Origin of the sequence: Arthrobacter sp. HMSC06H05 (assembly GCF_001807395.1) — a bacterium.
Classification (GTDB): domain Bacteria; phylum Actinomycetota; class Actinomycetes; order Actinomycetales; family Micrococcaceae; genus Pseudoglutamicibacter; species Pseudoglutamicibacter albus.
Genome location: NZ_KV788983.1, coordinates 185,883 through 192,486 on the forward strand (window position 1 = coordinate 185,883; position 6,604 = coordinate 192,486).

Consider the following 6,604-nt stretch of genomic DNA (forward strand, 5'->3'; position numbering starts at 1 on the left):
ATCATGTCGAACGTGGACTCTAATGGTTTTGGTGTGACGGGCAAGGGCCCTGACGCTGTCCCCGGTGACGCTGGGCTCGTCGGCGCTGTTGCTGGTGACGTTGAGCTTGGCGAGGTTGAGCAGGGTTGGACGGAGCAGGGTCGTGTTGATCAGGCTCGGATTGAGCGTGCTGTCCGCGAGATCCTGTTGGCGGTCGGTGAGGATCCGGACCGGGATGGTTTGGTGGATACGCCGGCGCGTGTGGCCCGAGCGTATGCCGAGGTTTTCTCGGGCCTGCATATGGATCCGGCTGACGTGTTGTCTGCGTCCTTCGATATTGATCATTCGGAGATGGTCTTGGTCAAGGACATCCCGTTCTATTCAACGTGTGAGCATCACCTAGTTCCGTTTCATGGGCGGGCTCATATCGGTTATATCCCGGGTGTTTCAGGCAAGGTCACGGGGTTGTCGAAGCTGGCCCGGCTGGTTGATCTATTTGCTCGGCGTCCGCAGGTTCAGGAGCGTTTGACTACGCAGATTGTGGAGGCATTGGAGGATCATCTGCAGCCGCGTGGGGCGATTGTGGTGATTGAGGCGGAGCATTTGTGTATGTCGATGCGGGGCGTTCGTAAGCCTGGGTCGACGACCACGACTTCGGCTGTGCGTGGTCAGTTGCGTGAGTCGGCTACGCGTGCTGAGGCGATGGGCCTGATTATGGGGCATGGCCGGTAGCTTTTTCGGCTGGCGGGTAGGCTAGTGGTGTGCGGCCGTGTGCCGCGTGTTCGTTGCGTCTCGTCTGGAAGGTCGGTTGATGTTCAACCTCGCTGCAACCCCTGGTACTGGCCCTAATACGTCTGCTTTGGCTGTGATTCGTGCGAAGTCGCGTGAGGATGCGTGGGCTGATTTGCCGCGTGATCGTTGCTTGGTGATGGGTATTTTGAATGTCACTGAGGATTCGTTTTCGGATGGCGGCCGTTTCCTGAATGTTGATGCGGCGATTGCGCATGGTCTTGAGATGATGCGTGCCGGCGCTGACATTATTGATGTTGGTGGTGAGTCGACGCGTCCGGGCGCTGATTTTGTGGATCCTGAGGTTGAGGCTGCTCGGGTTGTGCCTGTTGTGAAGGGCCTGGTTGCTGCGGGCGCTGTGGTTTCGGTTGATACGACGCATGCTTCGACTGCGCGTGAGGTGTGGGAAGCTGGCGCGCATCTGATTAATGATGTTTCTGGTCAGACGTTTGAACCGGATATGGCTCAGGTTGTTGCCGAGTTGGGTGCTCGGGTTGTGCTGACGCATCGCCGTGGGGATCAGAAGACGATGGTGGATCACGCTGAGTATGGCGATGTTGTGGCTGAGGTTGTTTCGGAACTGGTCGAGGTGCGGGATCAGTTTGTTGCCGCGGGTGTGGCGCGGGAGAACATTATTTTGGATCCGGGCGTGGGTTTCGCTAAGAACGCCGAGCATGATTGGGCTGTTTTGAATGCGACGGATCGTTTTGTGGCGTTGGGTCATGACGTTTTGATTGGTACGTCGCGTAAGCGTTTCTTGGGGCGGTTGCTGGAGGAGCGTAAGCGCCCGCATGAGGTTGCTGACCGTGACGCGGCAACGCATGCGACGAGCACTTTGGCTGCCGCCGAGGGTGCGTGGGCTGTGCGTGTTCATGATGTTGCCGGTACCCGCGATGCGGTTGAGGTTGCGCGTGCGTGGGTGAACCCTGCTGAGGCGGTTAAGGCGTGAGGCCTTTCCAGTGGGATGGTCATGACGTCATCACGATCAACGGGATTTCTGCGACGGGTTTTCATGGTGTTTTTGATCATGAGAAGCGTGAGGGCCAGAGGTTCGTTGTCGATGTGAAGGTTGCGACGTCCTTCCGGGTCTCGGCCGCATCGGATGATGTTTCGGACACCCTGGATTATGGGTCGATGGGCCAAGCCGTTGTCGATGAGGTTCAGGGCGGGCCATACAACTTGATTGAGAAGCTGGCTTCGGTGATTGTTGACCGTTTGATGCGGGACTTTTCTCCGCTCGCGGTGCAGGTCACGGTGCATAAGCCCGAGGCACCGATCCCGGTGCCGTTTGGCGATGTGGCTGTGACGATGAGCCGTAGCCGTTCATAACGTTGGAGGCTGTAATGTCGCAGGGTTCTGAACCGTATGAAGCAGACGGTGGCCCGCTCCCGGAGGTTTTGACGCGCGAGCCGGGTTTCCCGGTGGTTGCGGTGATCGCGTTGGGCGCTAATTTGGGTGACGTTGTTGAGACGTTGGCGTTGGCGCGCGCTGAGATCGCGGCGTTGGATGGGGTCACAGTCACGGGTGAGTCGCTGATGGTGTTGACGGATCCGGTGGGCGGCCCCGAGGGACAGCCGGAATACCTGAACCAGGTGATCGAGGTTTCAACAACGCTGGCGCCGGCGACGTTGCTGGAACAGTTGCAACGTATTGAGGCTGAGCACGGCCGTACTCGTGAGGTGCGGTGGGGTGCCCGGACCTTGGATTTGGACATCATCACGTTCGGCTCTGTTGTGAGCGATCACCCGGTCTTGACCCTGCCGCATCCGCGCGCGCTGGAGCGCGGGTTTGTGGTGATCCCGTGGTCGTGGATGGACCCGGGCGCGTTTGTGGGTTCGGAGTCCGTGTTCCGTGTTGCGCGTGAACTTGAGCCTTTAGGCGGGGTGCGCCCGTACATGGATCCCGCGCATCGGCTACCGGACTCGCGCGATGACCGTGAGGCCACCGCAACCGCTCCGAGCAATGGTGGGGCGTCCGCATCGTGATTAAACTACGCGTTGTGCCGATGCTGGGTGGATGGCTTGTGTTCGCGGCCCTCGGGTTGTTGACCTCGACGCTGCTTGCCGTTGTGAGCGCGGACCTGTGGGCTATGGGGCGGGCGTCCTCGGTCGCGTTGGTTGCGGTGGCTGTTGTCGCGTTAGTTCTGGGTTTGTGGGTGTTTTTATCGCGCACGCGGCGCACTGATCGCCGGATTGACCCGTTGGCGGCGGTGCGTGTTGTGGTGTTTGCGCAAGCCTCGGCGTTGGTGGGGTTGGCGGCATCGGGTTTCCACGCCGGCGTTGTGATCGATGTAGTGGTGAATGGTGTTGTGGGGTCACCGATTTTCTTCCGCGCGCTCTTTGCGGCGGCGGCCGGTCTGATCGTGGCAGCGGTGGGGCTGGTAGTGCAGCGGTTATGCACCGTGGACTCAGACGATGACGACGATGCCGCCCCGACGGAAGGAGCCGCAGATGCAGCACAATAACGATGCGGCGCAGGGTGGCTCGCCGGCGCAGACTGGGTGGGTTGCGGATCACGAGTGGATTCCGGTGGATCCGCGGTTGGCGCGGGTTCAGCATCTTTCGAATATTTTCACGGTTCTGTGTCTGGGGGCGGCGGGGTGTGCGCCGTGGATCTTGAAGCGCCTGGGTGTGTTCGATGCCTCGACGTGGCTCGTGTGGGCGGGCTGGATCGTGGCTGGCTACACGCTGGTGAGCGGGGTTGTTCAAGCGTTCCTGATCGGGCCGCGCGTACGCAGCATGGGGTGGATGCTGCGGGAGAACGATTTCACGTACCGGGTGGGGATCGTGTTCCGCCGGGTTGTGGTGGTGCCGTATGGCCGGCTTCAATATGTTGATCTGAAGTCGGGGCCTCTGATGCGCGGGTTCGGTTTGTGCCAGGTCTCCTTCAAGACGGCCGCAGCAGAAGGCTCGCCGGACATCCCTGGCCTGACTCAAGCTGATGGCGAGCGTCTACGTGATGAGCTCGCGGCGCGGGGTGAGCAGAAGCTCGCCGGGATTTAGGGGGCGTTGTGTCAAACGTGCCTGAAACGGTTGAGTGGAAGCGGGTTCATAAGGCGACCCCGTTGGTGCGCGGGTGGATCATTTTCGCGCTGTTGGCATTCAATTTTGTGCGCAGTTGGGCCGAATCGTTTGTCAGCGGTAGCCCCTCCGGCGGCGATGGCGGGCGCGAGGGCGAAGGTGAGGGCGAGGGGTCTTCGGACTTTTTCGGCCTGTTCTCCGATGACACGTGGGTGATGTGGGCGTGGCTCGCGGTCATCATCGGCACGATCGTGTATTCGTGGTTCGCGTGGCGGGCCATGGGGTACCGGATCACAGCGAACCGTGTCGAAGTTCGGCAGGGCATCTTCATGAAGAACGTGCGCCACGCCCGCATCGACCGGATACAAAGCATCGACATCAACCGCCCCATTCTGGCCCGTATTTTCGGTCTCGCTGAGCTGGAATTCCATGTAGCCGATGCGCAAGAAGCAGCCGCGAAACTCCAGTACGTGACCTACCGGCAGGCCCAACAGTTACGCGAGGACATCCTGCGTGCCGCCCGCGGCGAGCAACAACCCGTGGCTCCGGTACAGACAGAGGGGAGCGCAGTACAGACCGAGACTGCCCCGGCATCTGCCGAGGTAACAGCGGCAAAGATCCAGGCAACGGGAGTAACCGCCGAGGCAACTGCAGCATCGGAGGTAGTGCGTCCTCTCGTCAAAGTTCGCATGAGTCGGCTCGTGGCCGCGGCCCTGCTGAAGAACGTGGTTTTCGGTGCCGTGGTGATTATCGGGTATGTGGTGAGTGCGGTCGAGACGTCCTCGTTCACGCAGCCGCTCGTGGTTTTCGGCCCGCTACTCATAGCGTGGGGTGGCCTCGTGTTCTCGATGATCAACACCAACGGCGGCTTCGTTGTCAGCGCGGGGCAGGACGGGCTGGTGCTGACACGCGGCTACACCGAATCAAGCAACACCACAGTCCCCCCGGAACGCGTGCACGCGCTGGGGCTCCAACAGCCTCTGCTGTGGAAACTCACCGGCTGGTGGCGGGTTGTCGCGAACGTCCCCTCCGATGGAGCCTCCGCAGAGAAAAGCAACGTCTTGCTACCGGTGGGCACGTTCCAGGAGGCGCTCGCCGTAGTTGCGGCGTTGATCCCGAACCCGGGGACGGACCGGACCGGACCGCTCGTTGTGGCTGCCGCGGAACGCCCTGGGGAGGAACCGGAGTTTGTGGTGAGCCCACGCAAGGCGCGCTGGCTGTCCCCGATCGCGGGGTCGCGGCAGGCGTTCGCGCTCACGCAGACGATGCTGATCATCACCTCAGGCCGTCTGGTGAAGAAGGTCGCGTTTGTTCCGCATCAACGCACCCAAGGGGTTGCTTTGAGGCAAGGGCCGTTCGCTAGGGCGGCTGGTGTTGCGACTCTCACGGTGGCTACGGCTGCGGGGCCGGTCAACACAAAGATCTACGATGTTGCGGAGAAGACCGCGGACACTTTCGTTTTCAGGCAGTGTGAGCGGGCCGCCGCCCTGGCGGGCTGGGCAGACAAGAACCACTGGGGTGAGGTGCGGTGAGTTTTTCCTCCTTAGGCTCGGCTTCTTTGGGCGCGCATGCCCCGCGTTTAGGCATCGGGATTATCGGTGCGGGCCGCGTAGGCCCTGTGGTTGCTGCCGCGTGGAGGTCCGTGGGCCACCAGATCGTGGGGATCTCGGTCACGGATGAACGTTCCGCCGACCGGGCCGAGGCGATCCTGCCAGGCGTCCCCCACACGAGCACCGCTGATGTCCTCGAACGCAGCGAAGCCGTCGTGTTCGCCCTGGATGCCGCGACCATCCAGCAAGAGGTCGCATCCGCGGCCGCTGCTGGCCGCTTCCAGATGGGTCAGCTCGTGCTCCACACATCACCGGCGGTAGGCATCGACGTCCTGACTCCAGCCGCGGAAGCTGGCGCCATCCCGTTAGCGATCCACCCACTGCTGCGGTTCACGGGCACAAGCATGGACGCCACCGCGCTGAACGGGGCGCGCGCAGCCGTCTCTGCGCCGAAGCTCATGGTCCCGGTCGCGCTGGCGCTCGCCGTGGAGCTGGGTTGTGAACCCTTTGTGCTCGATGAGGATGACCGCGATCTGTATGCCGCGGCCGTCGCTGTGGCTACGGAGCCGGTCTCTGCGTCGCTTGCGTATGCGTGGGATGCGTTGAACAGCGTGGGTGTTGAAGATCCGAGCGCGGCCCTGGGACCGTTGGTGCGCTCCTCTGTTGATGCGGCGATAGCGAGCGGTTCGAGCGCGGGCACAAGTTTTGCTCGCACGCTGAGCCCGGAGGCCGTGGCGTCCGCGCGTCGTGGCTGGTCAGGGCCCGATGCGCCAGTTGGGGCGCACGGCTTCTATGTTGCGATGGCCACAGCGGCCATCACTCGAGCTGTTGGCCGTGGTGAAATAACCGACGCTCAAGCCGCCGCGGTGCTGGATGCGCTACAGAGCGAATAGCTGTTTTGTAGGGCGAACGAGTGATCCCGGGCACGAATTCGAAGGAATTTCGGTGACGGTGGCCACAAATTTTTACGAGTTTTCAGTGGTGCAGCACACCTTGAACCAGCAGGTTCCGCGGAATCATGCGGTTTTCGGTGCTGGTTGGAGCTCTGGAGGGGTTCATCGCCGATTTGCATGTTGTTCTGAACTCCCGTAATGTTTTCTCTTGTCGCCGCGAACGGCTCCGACTGAAAAAGATCGTGAGAGCACTGAGGCGACCAACCCACTGAAAATCACCAAGAAATTGGTTGGTATTCAGTGCGCCCTTCGGAGCGGACTATAGATAACTGTAGCGAGCTGGTTGGGTGTTTGTTGTTTGAGAACTCAATAG

The 6,604-nt window shown here is 61.4% G+C and carries 8 protein-coding genes; all 8 read left to right on the plus strand.

Going from position 1 to position 6,604, the window contains the following annotated elements; all coding sequences use genetic code 11:
- Positions 1-3: 3 nt before the first annotated feature.
- The 8 genes from folE to HMPREF3160_RS05930 all read left to right on the plus strand — a co-directional run bounded on the left by folE (position 4) and on the right by HMPREF3160_RS05930 (position 6,231).
- Positions 4-711, plus strand: a complete 708-nt coding sequence (folE, locus tag HMPREF3160_RS05895) for a GTP cyclohydrolase I FolE (protein ID WP_083285478.1) — start codon at positions 4-6, stop codon at positions 709-711.
- A 79-nt stretch (positions 712-790) separates the two neighbouring features.
- Positions 791-1,717: a dihydropteroate synthase gene (folP, locus tag HMPREF3160_RS05900; RefSeq protein ID WP_070507564.1), complete on the plus strand. Its 927-nt coding sequence runs from the start codon at positions 791-793 to the stop codon at positions 1,715-1,717.
- Positions 1,714-2,097, plus strand: a complete 384-nt coding sequence (gene folB / locus HMPREF3160_RS05905; protein WP_070507566.1) for a dihydroneopterin aldolase — start codon at positions 1,714-1,716, stop codon at positions 2,095-2,097. The genes folP and folB overlap by 4 nt, the downstream gene beginning before the upstream one ends.
- Positions 2,098-2,111: 14 nt before the next feature.
- Entirely contained in the window at positions 2,112-2,753 is a 642-nt protein-coding gene (folK, locus tag HMPREF3160_RS05910; RefSeq protein WP_070507568.1) for a 2-amino-4-hydroxy-6-hydroxymethyldihydropteridine diphosphokinase, read from the plus strand.
- Positions 2,750-3,232 carry a DUF3180 family protein gene (locus tag HMPREF3160_RS05915; RefSeq protein ID WP_070507570.1) on the plus strand — a complete coding sequence of 161 codons (483 nt, stop codon included), beginning with the start codon at positions 2,750-2,752 and terminating at the stop codon, positions 3,230-3,232. The genes folK and HMPREF3160_RS05915 overlap by 4 nt, the downstream gene beginning before the upstream one ends.
- Positions 3,219-3,770 carry a PH domain-containing protein gene (locus tag HMPREF3160_RS05920; RefSeq protein WP_176744709.1) on the plus strand — a complete coding sequence of 184 codons (552 nt, stop codon included), beginning with the start codon at positions 3,219-3,221 and terminating at the stop codon, positions 3,768-3,770. Before HMPREF3160_RS05915 ends, HMPREF3160_RS05920 begins: the two co-directional genes overlap by 14 nt.
- Before the next feature lie 8 nt (positions 3,771-3,778).
- Positions 3,779-5,320, plus strand: a complete 1,542-nt coding sequence (locus tag HMPREF3160_RS05925) for a PH domain-containing protein (protein WP_070507571.1) — start codon at positions 3,779-3,781, stop codon at positions 5,318-5,320.
- A complete protein-coding gene (locus HMPREF3160_RS05930) occupies positions 5,317-6,231 on the plus strand; it encodes a DUF2520 domain-containing protein (RefSeq protein ID WP_256174061.1) in 915 nt (304 codons plus the stop codon). The genes HMPREF3160_RS05925 and HMPREF3160_RS05930 overlap by 4 nt, the downstream gene beginning before the upstream one ends.
- Positions 6,232-6,604 lie beyond the last annotated feature (373 nt).

What these genes read in the sequence shown, in the direction of transcription:
- folE (WP_083285478.1), top strand. Translation starts at nt 4, where the DNA reads ATGTCGAACGTGGACTCTAATGGTTTTGGTGTGACGGGCAAGGGCCCT.
- folP (WP_070507564.1), top strand. Translation starts at nt 791, where the DNA reads ATGTTCAACCTCGCTGCAACCCCTGGTACTGGCCCTAATACGTCTGCT.
- folK (WP_070507568.1), top strand. Translation starts at nt 2,112, where the DNA reads ATGTCGCAGGGTTCTGAACCGTATGAAGCAGACGGTGGCCCGCTCCCG.
- HMPREF3160_RS05920 (WP_176744709.1), top strand. Translation starts at nt 3,219, where the DNA reads ATGCAGCACAATAACGATGCGGCGCAGGGTGGCTCGCCGGCGCAGACT.